The sequence below is a fragment of the Acinetobacter sp. Ac_3412 genome (assembly GCF_013072675.1).
GTDB classification, from domain to species: domain Bacteria; phylum Pseudomonadota; class Gammaproteobacteria; order Pseudomonadales; family Moraxellaceae; genus Acinetobacter; species Acinetobacter higginsii.
Genome location: NZ_LXUJ01000009.1, coordinates 474,242 through 494,219 on the forward strand (window position 1 = coordinate 474,242; position 19,978 = coordinate 494,219).

13 protein-coding genes are annotated in these 19,978 nt (G+C 43.0%); 9 read left to right on the top strand and 4 right to left on the bottom strand.

Translation table 11 applies throughout. The features are described 5' to 3' along the window. Window positions 1–174: 174 nt before the first annotated feature. The 6 genes from A7P54_RS10480 (at window position 175) to A7P54_RS10505 (ending at window position 12,182) form a co-directional block, all read left to right on the top strand. Entirely contained in the window at window positions 175–1,386 is a 1,212-nt protein-coding gene (locus A7P54_RS10480) for an efflux RND transporter periplasmic adaptor subunit (RefSeq protein ID WP_171549531.1), read from the top strand. Window positions 1,387–1,390: 4 nt separating this feature from the next. Next, on the top strand, window positions 1,391–4,480 hold the full coding sequence (locus tag A7P54_RS10485) for a multidrug efflux RND transporter permease subunit (protein WP_171549532.1): 3,090 nt from the start codon (window positions 1,391–1,393) through the stop codon (window positions 4,478–4,480). Further along, the gene (locus tag A7P54_RS10490; RefSeq protein WP_171549533.1) at window positions 4,477–7,584 is read left to right on the top strand and encodes an efflux RND transporter permease subunit; all 3,108 of its coding nucleotides are present in this window, start codon (window positions 4,477–4,479) and stop codon (window positions 7,582–7,584) included. Before A7P54_RS10485 ends, A7P54_RS10490 begins: the two co-directional genes overlap by 4 nt. Window positions 7,585–7,593: 9 nt before the next feature. Continuing rightward, a complete protein-coding gene (locus A7P54_RS10495) occupies window positions 7,594–8,997 on the top strand; it encodes an efflux transporter outer membrane subunit (RefSeq protein WP_171549534.1) in 1,404 nt (467 codons plus the stop codon). A gap of 393 nt (window positions 8,998–9,390) precedes the next feature. Next, complete coding sequence (locus A7P54_RS10500) at window positions 9,391–11,856, top strand: acyl-CoA dehydrogenase (protein ID WP_171549535.1); 2,466 nt, start codon at window positions 9,391–9,393, stop codon at window positions 11,854–11,856. Window positions 11,857–12,071: 215 nt separating this feature from the next. Then, on the top strand, window positions 12,072–12,182 hold the full coding sequence (locus A7P54_RS10505; RefSeq protein WP_085942822.1) for a hypothetical protein: 111 nt from the start codon (window positions 12,072–12,074) through the stop codon (window positions 12,180–12,182). Window positions 12,183–12,267: 85 nt separating this feature from the next. On the opposite strand, the gene A7P54_RS10510 is transcribed toward A7P54_RS10505, so the two are convergent. Continuing rightward, entirely contained in the window at window positions 12,268–12,963 is a 696-nt protein-coding gene (locus A7P54_RS10510; RefSeq protein WP_005205159.1) for an alpha/beta hydrolase, read from the bottom strand. A 202-nt stretch (window positions 12,964–13,165) separates the two neighbouring features. Here A7P54_RS10510 and A7P54_RS10515 point away from each other — a divergent pair, with 202 nt between their 5' ends. Further along, complete coding sequence (locus A7P54_RS10515) at window positions 13,166–14,059, top strand: AraC family transcriptional regulator (protein ID WP_171549536.1); 894 nt, start codon at window positions 13,166–13,168, stop codon at window positions 14,057–14,059. An 82-nt stretch (window positions 14,060–14,141) separates the two neighbouring features. Here the strand turns inward: A7P54_RS10515 and A7P54_RS10520 are convergent, their stop codons facing one another. Next, window positions 14,142–14,825 (bottom strand): hypothetical protein, encoded by a 684-nt coding sequence (locus A7P54_RS10520; RefSeq protein WP_171549537.1) that lies wholly within the window; start codon window positions 14,823–14,825, stop codon window positions 14,142–14,144. Between the two features lie 26 nt (window positions 14,826–14,851). Beyond that, complete coding sequence (locus tag A7P54_RS10525) at window positions 14,852–17,023, bottom strand: TonB-dependent siderophore receptor (protein ID WP_171549538.1); 2,172 nt, start codon at window positions 17,021–17,023, stop codon at window positions 14,852–14,854. A gap of 342 nt (window positions 17,024–17,365) precedes the next feature. Here A7P54_RS10525 and A7P54_RS10530 point away from each other — a divergent pair, with 342 nt between their 5' ends. Beyond that, entirely contained in the window at window positions 17,366–18,457 is a 1,092-nt protein-coding gene (locus A7P54_RS10530) for an amidohydrolase family protein (RefSeq protein ID WP_171549539.1), read from the top strand. Then, entirely contained in the window at window positions 18,444–19,286 is an 843-nt protein-coding gene (locus A7P54_RS10535) for an SDR family NAD(P)-dependent oxidoreductase (protein ID WP_171549540.1), read from the top strand. The genes A7P54_RS10530 and A7P54_RS10535 overlap by 14 nt, the downstream gene beginning before the upstream one ends. A 231-nt stretch (window positions 19,287–19,517) precedes the next feature. On the opposite strand, the gene trbK is transcribed toward A7P54_RS10535, so the two are convergent. Beyond that, window positions 19,518–19,715, bottom strand: a complete 198-nt coding sequence (gene trbK / locus A7P54_RS10540; protein ID WP_171549541.1) for an entry exclusion lipoprotein TrbK — start codon at window positions 19,713–19,715, stop codon at window positions 19,518–19,520. Between the last annotated feature and the right edge of the window lie 263 nt (window positions 19,716–19,978).

Here is a 19,978-nt window from a genome sequence, read left to right on the forward strand (position 1 = left end):
TTCAAATAGTAATGATAATTGTTATTAATATCAATAAAATTGTATACATACTTTTACAGAAAAAATTGAGCTGATTTTGATTTTCGTTCGACTAAACCAATGTAGGGGAACATTTTTTGTTTTCTTCATCTCCCATATTTCTAATGAATTTTGTTTGATTAAGTAGAGCATGCCATGAGTGAACAACAGATTGATTTAAAACCACAACAGCATCCTCGATCAAATAAAATCAAATGGTTGATTGCATTGACGGTACTTTTATTGCTCATGACATGGGGTTGGAATTATTGGAAAAAATCCCAAGCCAATAAACAGGAGTCGTTTAGCCAATGGAGTAAACCTGTGCCTGTGCGTGTGGTCGGGGTACAACGTGGTGATTTGCAATTACAAATTAAGGCGATTGGTACAGTGGTTCCAGCCAATACCGTGAATGTACAAAGTCAGGTGTCAGGGGTGCTGCAAAAGTTGTATTTCCAAGAAGGGCAATATATTCAGAAAGGGCAGTTGTTGGCACAAATTGACCCGACACCATTCCATGTGGCATTGGCACAGGCACAAGGGACAAAGCAACAAAATTTAGCGCAGTTGCAAAATGCACAAACGGAATTGAATCGCTACCAGTTGCTATTTAAGCAAGATTCGATTGCCAAGCAACAGGTCGACCAACAACAAGCCCTAGTCAATCAGCTCAAGGGACAGATGCAAGCCAATCAGGCACAGGTGGATGCGGCAAAGTTGCAACTGTCTTATACCAAAATATATGCGCCGATAGATGGTCGTGTTGGCTTTCGCTTAAAAGATGCGGGTAATTTAATCCAAGCCAATGAAGCAACAGGTTTATTGAGTATTACTCAAATCCATCCTGTGTATATTCAGTTTGCGATTGCAGAAAACTATTTAGACACGATCCGCCAAGCCACAAAAAATAAGCAAAGCATTCAAGTCAGTGCTTGGGATCGTGCTGAACAAAAACAACTGGCCACAGGTTCAGTTCAGGCACTGGATAATCAGATTGATTTGAATACGGGCACACTCAAAGTAAAAGCTGTGTTTGCCAATCTCGATGATGCTCTATTTCCGAATCAATTTGTCAATGTTCGTTTAAATGCCAAGACCTTGCAAAATGCGGTGCATCTGCCGAGTGACGCCATTCAACATGGGGCAAAAGGCACGTATGTTTATATTGTCAATAAAGAAGATAAAGCCGAAGTTCGTATGTTAAAGCTAGGTGCGGTTTCACAAGGACAGACCGAGATCATTGAAGGCTTACAAGGCAATGAACGTGTTGTATTAGAGGGCATTGATCGACTTTCTGAAGGACAAGAAGTACAAGTCATTCAAGATGATGTTTCTAAGCCACTACCAGCAAAAACAGTAGCTGGATAAGCACATGAATATTTCCAGATTCTTTATTTTACGACCCGTCGCCACCACTTTATTGATGTTGGCACTGTTTTTTAGTGGCCTACTGGTTTGGCGCATGTTACCTGTGTCGGCATTGCCACAAGTCGATTATCCGATTATTCAGATATACACCTTTCAGCCAGGTGCAAATCCAGACACGGTACAGCGAACCATTAGCTCACCTTTAGAACGAGAAATGGGCAAAATTGCAGGTTTGAAGCAAATGTCTTCAAATAGCTCGGTGGGCGCATCGGTGATTACCCTGCAATTTGAGTTATCTGCCGAACTGGGCATTGTCGAGCAAGAAGTACAATCTGCATTGAGCACAGCAAGCAGTAAATTGCCCAGTGATTTACCCACTCCACCGATCTATCGCAAAGTGAATCCTGCCGATGTGCCCGTGATTACCTTGGCAATTAGTTCTGACAGTTTGCCACTGACCACGGTCTATGACATGGTCGATACCCGAGTGGCACAAAAACTGTCGCAGCTCTCAGGGGTGGGGATGGTCAGTCTTGCAGGCGGGCAACGTCCTGCAATTCGGGTGCAGATGAATCCAACTGCTTTGGCAGCGTTTAAGCTCAGTGCTGAAGATGTGCGTTCGGCGATTGCCGCCGCCAATGCCAATCAACCGAAAGGGAGTTTTGATGGGCCTTTTCGATCGACTATGCTGGATGCCAATGATCAGATGCGTTCGATAGCCGATTATGAAAACCTGATTTTACGTTGGAACAATGGTGCACCGATTCGCTTAAAAGATGTTGCACAGGTGCTTGAGGGCAGTGAAGATCGCTATATGGCTGCATGGGCAGATAGCCAGTCGGCTATTTTGGTGAACATCCAGCGTCAGCCCAATGCCAATGTGATTGAGGTAGCAGATCAGATCAAAAAAATCCTACCTGAATTACAACAAAACCTACCCGACAATGTTCATATTCGCGTCCTGACCGACCGAACGGAAAGTATTCGTAGCTCGATTAAAGATGTGCAAAAAGAATTGGTTTTCGCCGTGTGTTTGGTGGTGTTGGTCACCTTCCTGTTTTTGCGTAACTTTGCTGCGACCTTGATTCCGAGTATTGCGGTACCGCTGTCGATTATTGGTACATTTGTGCTGATGTATTTTCTTGGCTTCTCGGTCAATAACCTGACTTTAATGGCATTAACCATCGCCACAGGTTTCGTGGTGGATGATGCCATTGTCATGCTCGAAAATATTGCGCGACACCGAGAGTCAGGTGAAAGCATGTTGCAAGCAGCACTGAAAGGATCAAAAGAAATTGGCTTTACCCTGATTTCCTTAACGATTTCACTGATTGCTGTTTTGATTCCCTTGCTTTTCATGGGCGACGTGGTCGGACGCTTATTCCACGAGTTTGCGGTGACACTGGCAGCTGCGATTGCACTTTCATTGCTCGTTTCACTGACTTTAACTCCAATGATGTGTGCCTATTTACTCAAAGATGCACCGAAGCATGCAGAGCAACCGAGTCGATGGAGTCTGGATCGTGTGATTCAGCATTATGCGAAGTTGTTGCAATGGGTACTTCGACACCAACTAATGACCTTGATGGTGATGTTGGCAACTGTGCTACTGGCAGGACTGTTGTATTGGTCGATTCCAAAGGGTTTTTTCCCAGTACAGGACAATGGTGTGATTCAGGTGGTGACTGAAGCACCTGACCAGATTTCATTTCAGGCCATGAGTGAGCGTCAACAGGCTTTGGCCGAAGTGGTTTTAAAAGATCCTGCGGTAGCTAGCTTATCTTCCTTTATTGGTGTGGATGCCAATAATCCGAAGTTAAGCAATGGACGTATTTTGGTGAATTTAAAACCACATGCTGAACGTGCACCTGCTGCGGAAGTGATGGCACGACTGAATGAAAATTTTGCACAGGTACATGGCATTAAAGGTTGGATGCAACCCGTACAAGAACTCAGTATAGAAGACAAAATTAGCCGCACCCAATATCAGCTCAGTGTGACAGCACCAAAAAATCAATTGGTTGAGGAATGGACGCCTAAACTGGTTCAGGCCTTGCGTCAGCAGGCTGCATTTGCAGAAGTGACCAGTGAAGATGCAGGGCAGGGTTTACAAGCCTATATCGAGGTCAATCGAGATACGGCAGCACGTTTAGGTTTGAGTGTTGAAGACATTAGTTTGGCTTTGCAGAATCTATTTGCGCAGCGGCAAATTGCAACTTTATATACCCAATCCAATCAATACCGCATTGTTTTAGAGTTAGATCCAAAACTCACCCAAGGCATTGAGGCCTTAAATCAGACTTATATCCATAACAACCAAGGACAGCCAATTTTATTGAGCTCTGTCGCTACGATTGTCGAAAAACATGCGCCTATTCTTTTACAGCAACAGTCGCAATTTCCTGCCGTTGGGATTTCTTTTAATTTAGCCAAGGGGGTGTCTTTAGGCGAAGCGATTAATGCGATTGAGCAGGTTAAACAAAGTCTTGAGTTACCGCCAGAGCTACAGGTTCAACTGCAAGGGGCTGCGGCCGCTTTTGAAAACTCACAGCAACATACCTTTTGGTTAGTGATTGCTGCGATTGTGACTATGTATATTGTGCTCGGCATGCTGTATGAAAGCTTTATTCATCCTGTGACCATTCTTTCTACTTTACCTTCTGCCGCGATTGGCGCATTACTGGCCTTGTTTATGGTGGGTCAGCCGTTGGACATGATTGCACTGATCGGGATTATTTTATTGATTGGTTTGGTCAAGAAAAACGGCATCATGATGGTGGATTTTGCACTTGCGGCACAACGTCATCAGGGCTTGTCGGCTGAGCAAGCCATTTATCAGGCTGCTTTGCTACGTTTCCGTCCAATTCTGATGACCACGCTTGCCGCAGTAGTGGGTGCAATCCCGCTGATGCTGGCTTCGGGTTCTGGGGCTGAACTTCGTCAGCCATTAGGGTTGGTGATGGTGGGGGGATTACTGGTCAGTCAGGTGCTCACCTTATTTACCACACCCGTGGTGTATCTGTTTTTTGATCGCCTGCAAGTCAAGCAAACTGATGTAAGCCTACTTTCTGATCAGACAGGAGCATCGCAATGACGTTGCTGTCTGTGTTTGTACAACGTCCAGTAGCCAGTGTGCTGTTGGGGATTGCGATTGTTTTACTTGGTATATTGGCCTATTTACGCCTACCTGTTGCGGCATTGCCACAAGCGGATATTCCCACCATTGTGGTGCGTGCCAATCTACCCGGTGCTAGTCCAGAAAGTATGTCTGCAACCGTTGCCACCCCGTTGGAACGTGCCATGATGGGGGTGTCTGGGGTTAAAGCGATTAATTCATCCAGCAATCAAAGTTCCACACAGGTGGTTTTACACTTTGACTTAAATACCGATATTAATGAAGCTGCGCGCGAGGTTCAGGCTGCCATCAATGCGGCAATGTCGCAGCTACCTGCGGGCATGCCGAGTCCACCTGAGTATTTCAAAATCAACCCGAGTCAAAGTCCGATTTTTTATTTGGCACTTAGCTCAAAACAACTTTCAGCGGCAAAGCTATACGAAATTGCGTCTAATCAATTACAGCCTAATTTGGCCCAGATCAGTGGTGTCGGTGAAGTGTCGATTGACGGGGCTTCTATGCCTGCCGTGCGTATCACCATCAATCCAACTGCTTTAGTTTCAATTGGCCTATCTCTCGAGCAAGTACGACAGGCTGTTGCGAAAAGTAATGTGGTGCAGGCATTGGGCGTGGTGGAGCAACAGCAATTACGTTGGCAAGTGGCACTTTCTACAGAATTAAAGACCGCCCAAGATTTTGCCGATCTGGTCATCCGACACACCGATCAAGGCGTTGTTCGGTTAAAAGATGTTGCAGAAGTGCGTGATTCGGTTGAAAACCGCTATGTCAGTGGTTTTCACAATGAACAGCCTGCTGTGATTTTAAAGATTAGCCGACAGCCCAATGCTAATACCGTGGCGACCATTGACCTGATTAAAGCCAAATTGCCCGTTCTAAGAGAACTGATGCCGCGTGATGCGCAATTGACTGTGGTGATGGATGGCTCAACTATTGTCCGTAACAGTTTAGAGGAAGCAAGGGATACCTTGTTTTTATCCATGTTATTGGTGGTCATCGTTGTGGTGTTGATGTTGGGGCGGCTGCAAAGTGCTGTGATTCCAGCAATGGCACTGCTGGTCACTTTAATTGGCGTATGCAGTCTGATTTATTTGGCTGGATTTTCACTGAATAACCTGTCGATTATGGCGATCATCGTGGCAATTGGCTTGGTGGTGGATGATGCCATTGTGGTACTCGAAAATATTGAACGCTATATCGAACAAGGTGATTCACCTGCACAAGCGGCGGTAAAAGGCATCCAAGAGGTTGGCTTTACCTTGATTGCCATGAATCTGGCATTGATGGTGATTTTTCTCTCAGTCTTGTTTATGGGCGGTGTGATTGAACGTTTATTCAGAGAGTTTTCGCTAACATTGGTGTTTGTGGTGGTTTTATCGGTCTTTGTTTCCTTGATTTTAACCCCAAGCTTATCAGCACGCTGTTTAAAACCTCTATCTCTTAATCACCCCCCACGACTGTATCGTTATAGCCATGATCTGATTCAGGGCTTGACCCAATCTTATATTCGCTCTCTTCATTGGGTACTCAAACATGCTTATCTGATTGTGGTGCTGTGGCTGGCGGCAATTATTGCTTCAGTTTATCTCTACAATTTATTGCCTAAACGCGTTTTGCCTGAACAAGACACGGGGCGAGTTGGTGCTTTTATTCGTGGCGATGATGGCTTTTCTTTTCAGATTATGCAGCCGAAGATTGCCGCATTTAACCAAGCCTTACTCAAAGATCCTGCAGTACAGAATGTGGTGGGTACTTCTGGTGGCGGTGGTGGTATGACCAACTCATTTTTGATGGTCAGTCTCAAACCAAAAGCTGAACGGGACGGTTTAAGCTCCAAACAAGTGGTCGAACGTTTAAAGAAAAATGCACCTTGGCAGGCGGGGGCAGTGTTCTCCGCGGATGTTGAACAGGATTTGGAACTTGATGATCCTTTTTCCAGTGGCAATGCCCAAGAATATTTATTGCTACTACAATCTGACAATGTGAGCTTATTACGTGAATGGGCACCCAAAGTTGCCGAGGCCATGCGTAAACTGCCTGAATTTGAAGAGGTGGAAACACAGGGTGATGAAGGGGCGCAGCATGTCACTTTAGACATCGACCGTGAAGCGGCGAAACGATTGGGCATTGATATTGAAAGTATTTCCAGTGTGCTCAATAACTCCTTTTCGCAACGGCAGATTTCCACAATTTATGATCGCAATGATCAGTTCTATGTGGTGATGGAAGTTGACCAACGTTTTACCGAACATCCAGAAGCCTTGGCGGATGTGAAAGTGCCAAATCAACAAGGGATCTATGTGCCCTTAAGCAATTTTGCTACGTGGAGTTATGGCATTAGCAATGATCGGGTTTATCGCCGTAATCAATTTGCTGCCATGGGTGTTGGCTATGTAGTGAAGAAAGGCTATAGCTATGAACAGGCAGATGCTGCGATTCGTCAGGTCTTGCCAAAGATCATGCTGCCAAAAGAAATCTTTGTGATGACAGATCGCGATGTTGAAACTGAAAGCCTACAGGCAGGTTTGAGTACACCTGCTTTGATTGCGGCTGTGATCGTGCTGATTTTTATTGTCTTGGGGATCACTTATGAAAGTATTGTGCACCCTTTTACCATTTTATCGACCATTCCGACAGCAGCTTTGGGTGCTTTACTCAGCTTATGGCTGTTTCAGATTCCGTTTAGCCTAATTGCCTTGTTAGGCATCTTTTTGCTGATTGGGATTGTGGTGAAAAATGCGATCTTGCTGATTGATTTTACTTTGCAGCAACGACGTCAAGGTCACACCGATTTAGACAGCATTATCGCTGCGGCAACATTGCGTTTTAGACCGATTTTAATGACCAATACCGCAGCTTTATTGGGTGCCGTTCCTTTGGCACTCGGTTGGGGAGAGGGCTCGGAAATGCGGCAACCACTGGGGATTGCCATTGTTGGCGGATTGGCGCTGGGTCAATTATTAACCTTATATACCACCCCTGTGATGTATCTCATATTTGAAAAATTCGCTCAATTCCTGAATCGCTTCAAACTGCGATTGAATATCTTGCGTTGGAATAAATAGGAAGTCGCTATGAAAAAAACAGTTTTTACACTTTCTATAAGTATCACAGCGATGACACTGCTCACGGCATGTCAGTCCAGTAGCTTTAAGCCTGCAGCCTATCAGCAGCCTGAGATTCAGAGTGCAGCGCAGTATAAATATGTAGATTTGCAGTGGATTGAAGCTTCTAAGATAGCAGCGACACCGCAGCAATGGTGGGAGATGTATCAAGATCCGATCTTATCCAAACTGATACAGCAATTGGATCAGGACAACCTGAGCATCCAACAGGCCCAAGCCAAGTATCGCCATGCTATGGCACTGTTGGATGGGCAACGGGCCAATGCGCTTCCGAGCATCAGCATGGGCGGCAATGCCAATCAGACCGAGACTAAAAACGCTGGCAAGAGTCGTCAATTCGGTGCCAATGTCGCAGTGAGTTGGATTCCCGATCTTTGGGGGAGAGTTGCAAAAGCGGTGGAAGGTCAACAGGCCAACCTACAAGCTTCAGCTGCAGATTTAGCCGCCATTCAGCTGAGTCAGCAACTGCTCGCAGCAGAGGCCTATTGGAGCATTCGCTTATTCGACGCCAAACTGGATGTGTTAAATCAGACCCAGCAAAGTTATCAACGATCTGTACGTATTTTACAGCAGCAATACCAAGTAGGCATGATTGCACGGGCTGATGTGATTCAGGCTGAGACCCAACTGAAGCAAGTCGGGTTGCAACTGTTAGAGCTAAAACGTAGTCGTGATTTGCAAGAAAATGTGTTGGCGGTCTTAGTTGGACGCAATGTGGCGGACTTTAATTTAAATAAAAATCGCTATCAATTTAGTACCCCTCAAATTCCGACCCAAATTCCAAGTCGGCTGTTGGCACAACGTCCCGATGTGATTCGTAGCGAACGCGAATTGGCATTCACACATGCGCAATTAGGCCTAGCGCAAACGGCTTGGTTACCTGATTTGACCATCAGCTTGGATAGCAGTGCGAATAGTCAGGTCTTTCATACCTTATTGCAATCACCTAATACCGCATGGTCAATGGGGGCAAAAGTCTTAGGCACATTGTTTGATGGGGGGAAACGACAGGCTGATATTCAACAGGCGCAAGCCAATTACGATGAAAAGCTTGCAGCTTATAAGCAGTCAGTTTTAACAGGCTGGAAAGAGGTGGAGGATGGTTTGCTACAAACAGGTCATTTCCAGCAGCAGATCGTAGCGCAACAGCAACTGCTTAAGCTGTCGATTGAAAATGAACGGGTTGCCAAGCAGCGTTATCAAGCTGGTTTGGTCAGTTATCTAGAAGTCGCGACTGCACAGAATCTGCGTTTGAGTGCAGAAGAACGTTTATTGGAATTACAGCAATTGCATCTCAAAAATTCAGCGCAATTGGTGGCTGCATTGGGTGGTGGGATGAATTCTTCATCTTAAATCGAGTGGCATTATCAATCATTGCAGCTATTCATATTCAATTTGAATGGCATTTGGACAGCTGCAATTTATTTATTAAATTCGAAAGTTACTGCTTGGATTATTATTTTTTTGCTTTATAACATGAAAAAAAATCGTGATTGATGATTTTATTTTTGGATTTTTGAGGGGAAGGATTCCAATTTTTTAGAGCGGTATTCTATTCAGCTCATGATTTTTATTTTTCAGTATCATCTGAATGCCTTTGTGTAAATTTTAGTAGTTAATCAAGCAAATAGCGCTTCGATATGTAGAATAAAAAATAGCCATTTTATTAGAGAAAGACGTTCATCATAAATTAATTTAGATCTTTCTTATTTCATCTTCATCCCAATCTGAGATAACGGAGCAAATATGATTGTATTATTGATATTGCTTGGCCTATTGATTCAGTTAGTTGTGGTATGGGCTGTTTTTTATTTTGAAGCCAATCGAATTGTTGGCTGTCTTGTTTCCATTGTCGCCGCCATTCTGTGTAGTGTGTTGATCACACCGTGGAGTCTGTTACTGGGCATCCCGATTATTCTCGCAAGTGTAATTGTTTTGATTGCACCTTTACGTGATGCTTTGGTGAGTCGACCTGCGTTTAATATTCTCTCAAAAGCAATGCCGAGTATGAGTATCACCGAAAGAGAAGCCTTGGAAGCAGGGACTAGCTGGTGGGAAAAAGAACTATTTATGGGGGCGCCTGATTGGGAAAAGTTTGATCAATATCCTTATCCAACTTTATCCGCAGAAGAACAGGCATTTTTAGATCATGAAGTACAACAGCTCTGTTCCATGTTAGATGAATGGCAGATTCATCATCAAGAAAAAGACCTACCGCCAGAGGTTTGGCAGTTTATTAAAGATAACGGCTTTTTAGGTTTGATCATTCCTAAATCATTCGGTGGTAAGCAATTTACCCCGTTTGCACAAAGTCGAATTATGAGCAAAATTGCGTCTCGTTCCTTAACTGCTGCCGTCAGTTGTATGGTACCAAATTCGCTTGGGCCAGGTGAGTTACTGCTGCACTATGGTACCGAAGAGCAAAAGCAACGCTATTTACCCGGATTGGCAAAAGGGACAGAAGTGCCTTGTTTTGGTTTGACCAGCCCTGAAGCTGGGTCAGATGCAGGGGCAATTCCTGATACGGGTGTGGTTTGTTATGGGCAGTACCAAGGCCAAGAAGTTCTAGGTCTAAAAATGAATTTCTCCAAGCGTTGGATTACGCTCGCACCGATTGCGACCGTGATTGGTTTGGCGTTTAAGCTCTATGATCCAGAAGGCTTGCTTGGTGATAAAAGCAAAGTGGAATATGGCATTACCTGTGCCCTGATTCCTGCTGACCATGAAGGTATTCAGATCGGCCCTCGACATAATCCGGGCGCACCGTTTATGAATGGTACGGTTGAGGGTAGTGATGTCTTTATTCCATTGGACTGGATTATTGGTGGGCAGCAAAATGCAGGTAAAGGTTGGCGTATGCTGATGGAGTGCCTAGGCGTGGGGCGCGGTATTTCACTGCCTGCTTTGGCAACTGCCGGAGGAGAAATGAGCTATCTGTTGGTCGGTGCATTTGCCAGTGTTCGCCAACAATTCAAAATCTCGGTTGGGCATTTTGAAGGCGTACAAGAGGCGACCAGTGATATCGCCAGCGATGCCTATATGTTGGAATCATTTCGTTATCTAGTGACTTGTGGTTTAAACCAAGGTGGAACGCCTGCGGTGATGACTGCAATGGCCAAATACTATGCTACTGAAACCATGCGTAAAGTGGTCAATCACGGTATGGACGTGGTGGGTGGGCGAGCGATTCAATTAGGGCCACGTAACTTTCTTGCGCTGACTTATCAATCCATTCCTGTGGCGATTACCGTAGAAGGGGCCAATATTCTGACCCGCTCATTGATGATTTTTGGTCAAGGCTCAATGCGTTGTCACCCTTATTTATTCGAAGAATTACAGTTATTGCAATCGGAAGATAAGGCATCTGCTTTCAAAACTTTTTCTCCTTTACTATTTAAACATTTGGCTTATACCTTTAATCGAGCGGCGAGAGCAGCAGCATATTCGATTACTGGTGGTTCGGATAAAGGCTCTCAACAAGCAGACGATTTTTCCAAAGCGTATTACAGCAAAATCAACCGTTTTAGCGCTGATTTTGCATTGACTGCGGATATGGCACTTGGAATTTTAGCAGGTGATTTAAAACGTAAAGAAATGCTGTCTGGTCGGTTGGCTGATATCCATTCCAACTTATTTATTGCTACGGCAATTTTGAAATACTATGAGCATGGTCAAAGAACTGAGGCCGAACAGAAACATGCAGAATTGGCCCTCAATAAAGCTTTATATCAAGTGCAAGAAGCGTTCTTTGGCTTCTATGATAATTTCCCAATGAAGCTTGCTGCGTGTCTAGTCAAATTGCTGTGCTTCCCATTTGGACGTCCAATTGCAGCACCATCGGATCAGTTGAAGCAAGAGGTGGCTCAGCTAATCATGCAAGAACATGCATTCCGAGATCAGTTGAAGCAACATGTTTATTACAACACCGATGCTAACGATGTGATGGGGCGTATGGAATCTACTTTTCAGGCATTATTACCACTACAACCGTTGTGGAATAAGTTTAAAAAGGCAGAATCGAAAGATCAGTTTAGTGGTTTGACCTTTGAGGAACATATTGCTGATGCGATTGAGACAGGTTTCATTACCACTGCTGAAGCAGAGTCACTTGTACAATACAACGCCAAACGTTATGACAGTATGTTGACGGATATTTTTGATGCACATTTAGACAAGGAGTTGCCGCTGGATAATCCGCATCTTAAAACCTGATTGTTTTTAGTATCTCGAAATTAAGATCGAACAGTCTTGAATATATTGATGATGGTATTGTCCACGTTTTAATAATATTTGGGACTGTTTTCATAACAGTTCCAATTTTTCCATGCTTATCTGTTATATTTTTTTTAGAAAATTCTGTGTCTTTTTTTTGTCTGTATCTTATTGCACTATAGCAGCATGAGTTGAGCAAAGCCAAAGGTGCCGATATGAGTTTTTTGAAAAAAAAGAATAATGCCAGTTTTGTATTCTTTATCATTACACTGTATGCATTCCTCGGATTCGGTCTAGGCTACATTATCTGGGAATATGTTTTATAAGCAGCAATTTCTGTGTGTTGTTGAAGCTGGGTTAAGACAGGTAAATAGGGAATAATATTATTCCCTATTTGCTAGAGGATTATATTTATTTTGCCAAAAATGTAGCAGCTTCAGTAATTAAGGCAGTCACTTCTTTCGGTTGTGAAGCCAATGAAGCATGACTTGCATTTAAAGAAATCACTTTTTTAGCATTTAAACGATCTGACATCACCGCTTGGTTTTCTGGGCTAATCATTCGGTCTTGAGTTGAAATTTGATACCAAGAAGGTTTGGTTTTCCAAGCTGGGTTGCTAATGTTATCGCCAAAGGTACTGGCTAAAGGCGCCTTTTGAGTGACACCCATGGCAAAGCCTTCATCTTGGGTGAGATCCTGACAGAAACTTTCGTGAAATTTATCTACTTTTAACCAAAGATAACCATCACTATCTGGTTCTAGATTCGGCGCTGCAACAGGTAAATGTTGTTGGGTAATTGCCCCTGGGCTTTCATTGCTATCTGGTGCAAAGGCGGCAATATAAACCAAACCTACGACATTTGGATGATTACCTGCTTCGGTAATGACTGCTCCGCCGTAAGAATGACCCACCAAAAGCACATCACCATCAACTTGGGCAATCATTTTTTGAGTTCGTTCAACGTCATCTGCGAGAGAGGTTAATGGAAGTTCCACGGCACGTAAGGCCTTATAACCTTGATGGGACAATTCAGTAATCACTTTGGTCCAATGGGCTGCACCGCCCCAAAAACCGTGTACGAGAATAATGGTCGGTTGAGTACTCATATTTATCTCCTAGATAAATGCTATTGTATTGAATTTTCAGTATTTAATAGTGGAAGCTTTACGGTATAAAGAGATATGAAGTGGTGGGTGTTTTTTATACTAACGAAATCTTCTCAAAAGATTATTGGTGTTTTGTTATGCTTTCACAATAACTGAAACGCCAATGTTTTTGCAGAAACACTTTTAAGGACAAAAGCATAAAATGAGTGATGAGTATGATCCGCAGGTGTTAACCGATATCTTCTTTGATATTTATCGCTTTGCCGATATCTCGGGTGAAATCTATGGCGTAGAAAATCTCTTAGCAGACAACAAACTGTGCTTTCCTGCCCGATATGCTTATATCCATATTATTCAAAATGCAAGTTGCAGAATTAAAATTAAACGACTTAATCTTGAGCTGATCTTAAAAGCTGGAGACATTGTTGTCTTGCCAACGAAGCTTGAGCATTCGATTGAAATCGTAAGTGGACAAACAACGGAAGCATCTGTGATTAGCTGTACTTTTGAATTGAACGGTATTTATGGAGAGGCGATTGCAGAAGGATTGCCGAGTTACATTCATGTACCGTCACATCATAATGCTGAAAAAGTCGCGGAATGGGTACCCATGACAGTTGCTGCAATCAAGCTTGAGCTTGAACACCCAGCACTTGGCAGTCGAGTCATGCTGTCTCGAATCATTGATTTATTGTTGGTCTGGTCGATACGGTTTTGGTTAGCAACGGAGAAGATTGAACATCAAAGTTGGATTTCTGCATTACGCGATCCAATCATGAGTAAGGCATTATCATTGATACATGCACAACCTGCTTATGAATGGGATGTTGCGTCGCTTGCTCAACTGACCAAACAATCTCGCTCCAGTTTTTCCAAAAAATTTGTTGAGTTGGTTGGCGTACCCCCTATGCTGTATTTAAAAAATTGGCGGATGAAATTGGCCAGCCAATTGCTCCAAGAAACCGATAAAAATATTGCACAAGTTGCTGAATGCGTCGGCTATTCCTCTCAAGCCGCTTTTAGTCGTGCTTTTGCGCAAAGCTTTGGGTGTGCTCCGAAAGTATTTAGGGCCGCGATAAGTCAGGAAGTATTTTAAAGTGTTCGAGCAAATGTATAGATGATAATTTGCACTGATGCAGAGTGAACTGCATCAGTGCATTGAAATCTAAGTTGGGATTTTACTTATTCAGTGACCACTGAATTGCAGCATCAAATAGTTTCAATCCATCCTCAGACAGATTGCTAAAGGTCTCGTTATTGAGAAAAAACATCAGTCGTTTTGCCGGTGCTAGCGACTCATAATCCATGGTCGCACCTTTTTCATAGCCCCAGATTGCGACTTTTTCAGGTTGCCCATAGATAGTCGCAATGATGGTGGCACCGAGTCCTGGTTTACCCCAACTCATTGGTGCTTGTGATTTATAGACGTTACGTGTTCCCGCGGAAAGATGCGCAGATAGGGGATGTGGTGCATTGACCAGCCACAAATAACGTTCTTTCTCGACTTCACCAAAATCTGTATTGATGCGTTTACTTGTCATGGCTAAATCATCCAGATAATCATTTTCCCATGTCATCAGTGGAATCGGCAGCTGTCGCCAACCCGATTGAAGATTTTTGGATGCCACCGTTGAAGAGATAATCACTAGATCGGTGTTTGTTAAACTGTTGGGGGAAACAGATTGATCAATGACTTCAACTTGATAGCCCTTGCGTTGCAAGTAATTTTGAATCGCAACATCGGTGGCAAAGGAAGAACCTTTGAGCTGTGAAATCAGGGCAATCCGTGTTTGGGCGTAAACAGAGGATGTCCATGTACTAAAGGCAAGGATCATCATCATGATCGTAAGAATTTTTTTCATAATGAACTTACTGCGCTGATCCTCTATTAGAATTTAAAAGTGGCACGTAATACCGCTTGACGAGAATCCCCTTGAGACACCGCCAGATTATTAACGCTGGCCGTATAGTAGGTTTTATCAAAGATATTATTTAAATTAAATTGAAAATTAACCGCTTGTTTGGCAATGGTGGTGTCATAACTGACAAAGGCATTGGTCAGTGCATACTCAGGCAGGTCAAAGCTATTTTCTGAGTCTCCCGCACGTTTACCGACATAATTGCCACTGAGACCTAAACGTAATTTGCCATTATAAAGTTCACCATAATTATAGGCTAAGGCCAGAGATGCTGTATCTCGTGCGACATTACTCAAGCGATTGCCTTGCAGACCAAGCTCATCTTCAGTGACTTTGGCATTGGTATAGGCGTAGGTCAGGGTTGCATCAAGTTGATCAGTCAGACGGCCTGTCAGGTCGAGTTCAGCGCCTTTGGAACGGACTGCACCTGTGGTATGTAGTTCAATTTCATTGCTCGATGGGTTGGTGACTTTGGCTAAAACATTACGTTTTTTAATATCATAGACAGCAAAGTTGGCTTTAATACGCTCATTGAACTCGTATTTTGCACCGACTTCATAAGATTTGGCTTGCTCAGGTTTGACATCAGCATCAATGACTGCATTGCCGCCTAAAGGTGCAATTGAAGACGAGGGTTTGAGGGATTCGGTATAGCTGCCATAGAAAGACAGCTGATCATTCCATTGATAGACTAAGCCCGCATGCGGGAGCCAAGCATCGTCTTTGATATTGGTATTTTCCTTAAATGGTCGTCCACGTCCAGCGGTCTGTTGATAATTCAGATAACGGCCACCGAGTACGGCAATCCAGTTTTCATTTAAGTGAATCGCATCTTGCAGATAAAAACCATAGGTATGCAATTTATCGGTTTGGTCGCTATCGGATGCAACGATATTTTTAGATGCTTCAACAGTTCCAAACTTGGGATTTAAATAATCTAAGGTTGAGCTATCACCACGAACCATATCTGGACGGAAATATTTACGGTATTCGATATCTGAACCAATTTGAATATCATGCTTTAAACCCAGTAAATTGACCGAACCATTGAGATAGGCTTGAGCATTACTGTCTATACTTTCTGCGTTTAAGGTGGCATCGGTACGGCGTGTCACCGTATGGTTGGCCGTATTTAGCTTGGTCACACGGAGTTGATTGGCATCATAGGTTTCATAGTTATAGCTATAACCCAAGTGAGCTGACCAGTTATCATTAAGCTGATGATCAACCAATAGTTGTGCCAAATGAGCTTCACCTTTCATTTGGTTAAAGGCTTCATCTAAGCGTTGATATTTCGAGATCGGTAAGGCTTGTTTCGTTTTAGGATCAAAAATGGTTGAGCGATCAAAAGGTACGTCAAAGTCACGATATTGATAACTTAAATTGACTTTAGTCTGACCATTATCCCAACCCAATGAGGGCGCAATTAAAGTCTGTTTGAGATTACCGAAATTACGCCAGTAGTCTGCATCGGAATGATCGGCAATAAAACGATAGGCAAAGTTACTGTCACTGATTGCACCCGTAGTATCCAGACTTGCACCTAAACCATTTTTACCTGCGGCGAAGCTTGAACCATAAACTGAAAATTCAGTTTTTTGCGTCGTTTCAGGTTTTTTTGTAATGACATTGACCACACCACCTGGGTCCATAATGCCATAGAGTAAAGACGCAGGCCCTTTTAAAACTTCAACCTGTTCAACCGCAGCATTCATGGTACGACCTTGCACAATCGGCATGCCATTCACAGTAATCGAGCCATCACGATTATCACCAAAACCCCGTTTCATGACGGTATCTTGAGTACCACCCAAAGTATTGCCCTGCGTAATGCCGCTGACTTGGGTCAGTGCATTATCCAAGTTTGCTGGCAAATAATCTTTCATATATTGTTTAGACACCACATTTACGGTTTGTGGGCTTTCTAGATTGTTTTGATTACCGCGTAAGGTTGATGCTGTTTGTGCGGCGATATAACTGGAGGATTGTTCAGCTTGAACATTAATAGTTGCGAGTTGCGTGGGGTGTTCTGAGGTCGTTTCTGCCCACGACAGCACAGGTATTAAAGATAAAAGGAATGGGCTGCTTTGTTTTAAAATTTCAACAGTAATAAGATTTTTGCGTGGGGAGAAAGCAGACATAGGGATACCAGTGCGATACAGAAAATTAGGTTGATGCAGGAGCGTAATCAACTTATTGGGCTTAAAAGGCGGTTGAGCATGCAATAAGGGGCTTAAGTATAGTTAAATAGGAATCATTTACAATAATGGCAAGATTTATAAAAATTAAAGTATTGATAATGCATTTATTATTTTTGCTAATGAATGAATACAATTCATACTTAAATATTTAAATAAATCATTTTATTCATAATGCTTTGTTCAGTAGGCTAAAGCCACAAGCACTATATTTAGAAATATTAGAGATGTCATGGATGAGCATCATTTCAGATTTTATGCGCTGAGCTTATATCGAGTACAACAATGACAAGATTAGATTTTGCAATTATCGACCCGCATATTCATCAGTGGGATCCTTATCACACACCGCATTCAGCAGCCTTATTGGTCAAAACTTTGGGGAAATATCCGAGAGTGATGGATCGAGTGGTCAGATTGGTCAAGCCTAAGCCTTTATTGGATAGTTTAGGCTTAACAGAATACGCATTGCGTCCTTATTTACCTGAGCATTATCAGGCAGACACTTCGCCATTTTTAGTCGAGAGTGTGGTCCATGTCGAAGCCAACTGGCATCACCACAAAGGCTTTGGTGTGGTTGAAGAAACGGATTGGATTCAGCAATTAGATTTTAATGTACAGGGTCTAAAACTAGGTGCAATTGTTGCAACAGCCGACCCAAGAGATCGAAAGTTCAAAGATATTATTCAAGCCCATCAGCAGGCGAGCCCACGCTTTCGCGGTATTCGTAAAATGGCGGCTTGGCATCAAGACAAGGGTGTTTACCGTTGGTGTGATCGGCCACATTTATACCAGAACAAGAAATTTCTACAAGGCTTTGAACAACTGGCAAAACTGGATTTATCTTTTGATGCTTGGGGCTATTCCACGCAATTAACAGAAATAATAACTCTCGCTCAGCAATTTCCTGAAACACGTATTGTGCTTGACCATCTGGCGACGCCTGTTGGTTTATTTGGAGCCGTGGGCAAGAAAACGGGAATGACACAATCGCAGCGTGATGCCATTTTTAAACAATGGCAACAGAATCTAGCACGACTCGCAGAGCAGAAAAATGTTCATGCCAAAATCTCTGGTTTGATGATGCCCGTATTAGGACACCGTTTTTATCAGCAAGATCGAACGGCAAGCATCGCAGAGATGGTGCATTTACTGACGCCCATGATTCAACATGCAATTGCGGTATTTGGTACAGAGCGGATCATGTTTGCATCCAATTTTCCCATGGATAAGCCAAATGCCCGTTTAAATGACTTAATCCATGCCTATATTCAAATGCTGAGTCCTTATGGTGATCAGGCTTTGCATGCCATGTTTAGACAAAACGCTGCCAATTTTTATCAACTTCAAATAGAGTCATCATATGAAAAGTTTTAATCAAAAAGTCGCTGCAATTACGGGCGCGGGATCTGGTATTGGACAACAACTGGCGATTTTATTGGCACAGCAAGGCGCACATTTAGCACTGAGTGATGTCAATGAAAAAGGTTTGGCAGAAACACAAGCATTGTTACAGCAATATCCAGTCAAGGTCACATTGACGAAACTGGATGTCTCTGATCAACAAGCCGTTCGTGACTGGGCAGAAGACAGCTTCAAAGCCCATGGCAAGATCAACCTGATTTTTAATAACGCAGGTGTGGCACTCGCCAGCACAGTTGAAGGTATGAGCTATGATGAACTGGAATGGATTTTTAAGATTAATTTCTGGGGTGTGGTCTATGGCACCAAAGAGTTCTTGCCTTATCTCAAGCAAAGTGGAGAAGGGCATATTATTAATATTTCAAGTCTGTTTGGCTTAACTGCACAACCGACTCAAAGTGCCTACAACGCGACTAAATTTGCAGTTCGTGGTTTTACCGAAGCCTTACGACAAGAATTAAAACTTCAAAATGATGGTCTCAGTGCAACCTGTGTACATCCAGGAGGAATCCGCACCAATATTGCCAATAGTGCACGGATGAGTGACAGTATTCGGAGCCTAGGCATGAATCCAGCCAAAGCCAGTCAGGCATTTAATAAGGTTTTAAAAACACCACCAGAGCAGGCGGCCAAAGTGATTCTAGATGCGGTGAAAGCGGATAAAGCACGGATCTTGATTGGTAATGACGCCAAAGTACTGGATCTGATTCAGCGGATTACACCGACGCATTATTCGCATGCCTTAAGTTTTTTTAGCAAGAAATCCAAAAAAAATAAGGCTTAAAGCATTCGGACGGGTATTGAAACCATTGAGATTAGATTCAGTTTTAACAAGACCATTGAATGATTTAAACGGGCATAAAAGAAGGTTTAACTGAACTTTCTTTTATGCATATTGCATTTAATCCAGACTTTCTACAATACGGACCATTACATCAGCATCATCATATTAAATTCTTTGATTTAAGAAAGTTCTTATGTGGACTTATAAAACCCAATTAATATTCTTTATTATCTAGTAACCTTTATCACGGTTGGTAGGTTCGATCTTTCCACGACGAAAGCACTTGCTACCAAAATCAGCTCGGTTCGCACCGTCTTCAATCTTTCTAATGTTCTCTGGTTTACAGTTTTCATCATTAACCTCTGGCATCTTTTCTGAACAAGCTGACACAAAGAACGTAAAAAGAAGAATAAGGCCTAATTTTTTCATATAAACAACCTTTATATTTTAACTGTCTATTCGTTTCCGGGTTGGGTGAAATTGATTTTGGGGGTATCACCATCTTGGTTTAATTTTTATGGATGAAGGCATTGCTCATGATCAAACAAGGAGCGTTATAAGGTGAGCAATGCTTTCACTTAGATCATATAAAACTGGTGATCATTTGCAAGAGATAGGGCAAAATTGTCCCATCTTGTCGGTTTTAAAGGGTTTAGTCGTAGTGTGGTGAACGATAAGAAGAAAAAAGATTT

Coding starts and splice junctions, on each gene's coding strand:
- A7P54_RS10525 (WP_171549538.1), bottom strand. CDS start 17,023: ATGTCTGCTTTCTCCCCACGCAAAAATCTTATTACTGTTGAAATTTTA.
- A7P54_RS10510 (WP_005205159.1), bottom strand. CDS start 12,963: ATGAGTACTCAACCGACCATTATTCTCGTACACGGTTTTTGGGGCGGT.
- trbK (WP_171549541.1), bottom strand. CDS start 19,715: ATGAAAAAATTAGGCCTTATTCTTCTTTTTACGTTCTTTGTGTCAGCT.
- A7P54_RS10515 (WP_171549536.1), top strand. CDS start 13,166: ATGAGTGATGAGTATGATCCGCAGGTGTTAACCGATATCTTCTTTGAT.
- A7P54_RS10500 (WP_171549535.1), top strand. CDS start 9,391: ATGATTGTATTATTGATATTGCTTGGCCTATTGATTCAGTTAGTTGTG.
- A7P54_RS10520 (WP_171549537.1), bottom strand. CDS start 14,825: ATGAAAAAAATTCTTACGATCATGATGATGATCCTTGCCTTTAGTACA.
- A7P54_RS10495 (WP_171549534.1), top strand. CDS start 7,594: ATGAAAAAAACAGTTTTTACACTTTCTATAAGTATCACAGCGATGACA.
- A7P54_RS10530 (WP_171549539.1), top strand. CDS start 17,366: ATGACAAGATTAGATTTTGCAATTATCGACCCGCATATTCATCAGTGG.
- A7P54_RS10480 (WP_171549531.1), top strand. CDS start 175: ATGAGTGAACAACAGATTGATTTAAAACCACAACAGCATCCTCGATCA.
- A7P54_RS10505 (WP_085942822.1), top strand. CDS start 12,072: ATGAGTTTTTTGAAAAAAAAGAATAATGCCAGTTTTGTATTCTTTATC.
- A7P54_RS10535 (WP_171549540.1), top strand. CDS start 18,444: ATGAAAAGTTTTAATCAAAAAGTCGCTGCAATTACGGGCGCGGGATCT.
- A7P54_RS10490 (WP_171549533.1), top strand. CDS start 4,477: ATGACGTTGCTGTCTGTGTTTGTACAACGTCCAGTAGCCAGTGTGCTG.
- A7P54_RS10485 (WP_171549532.1), top strand. CDS start 1,391: ATGAATATTTCCAGATTCTTTATTTTACGACCCGTCGCCACCACTTTA.